The sequence below is a fragment of the bacterium genome (assembly GCA_023150945.1).
Classification (GTDB): domain Bacteria; phylum Zhuqueibacterota; class Zhuqueibacteria; order Zhuqueibacterales; family Zhuqueibacteraceae; genus Coneutiohabitans.
In genome coordinates this window covers 1-664 of sequence record JAKLJX010000085.1, presented here as the reverse complement: position 1 = coordinate 664, position 664 = coordinate 1, and the positions used below count along the sequence as shown (strand labels likewise).

The 664-nt window shown below is 65.5% G+C and carries 1 protein-coding gene; it reads right to left on the bottom strand.

All coding sequences use genetic code 11. From position 1 onward, the window contains the following. Positions 1-640: hypothetical protein (locus L6R21_28155; protein ID MCK6563078.1), on the bottom strand; the 640-nt coding region annotated here is incomplete at its 3' end. Between the last annotated feature and the right edge of the window lie 24 nt (positions 641-664).

Here is a 664-nt window from a genome sequence, read left to right as displayed (position 1 = left end):
CGATCGGCACAGCCATTGTGAAATCAGCGCCAACATCGAATGGCGGATCGATGTAAACCAGATCGATCTTGCCGCGAAAGTCCTTCAAGAGTGACGCCATCGCGAGCTTGTTGTCGCCCCAGATGAGCATGTTCCGGAAGTCGTCGAGGCGCTTGGTCTTTTTCTCGAACAGGGCGAGCTGGCCGGCGGCCGCCGCTTCGCTGCGCGGCTGATCGATCGTCTCGATCGTCTGGAGCGGCATGGCACATCCAGCCACGTCCACATCGCGGCGATTGCCGTACTCGTCGTACTTGCCTTCCCAGACCAGCTCGGTCTTCAGCGTCGAGAGCGGATGGAGGTTGTCCGGCCCCCACGGCATTTGGGATCTGCCCGCGGGCGTCCCAGGCGCGCGACTGCTCGCGGCGGCGGCGCCGCTGACGGGCGTGCCCGGCTGGCGGTTTCCTTCCAAGGCTTGATTCGTCGCCGAGGTCTGTCCGTTCATGCGCCGATCCGTCTTCGAGTTGACCTGCCCACCGCGACCACGCGCCGGCAGACCATTGCCGAGAATCCGTTCGGTCAGCGTCCGCTTGTCGCGCCCGTCGTCGGGCAGCCCAAGCCGAGCGCACGCGGCCTGCAATTCATCCCGCTTCAGGGCCGCCACGAGCGCTTCCAGCGTGGCGCCACG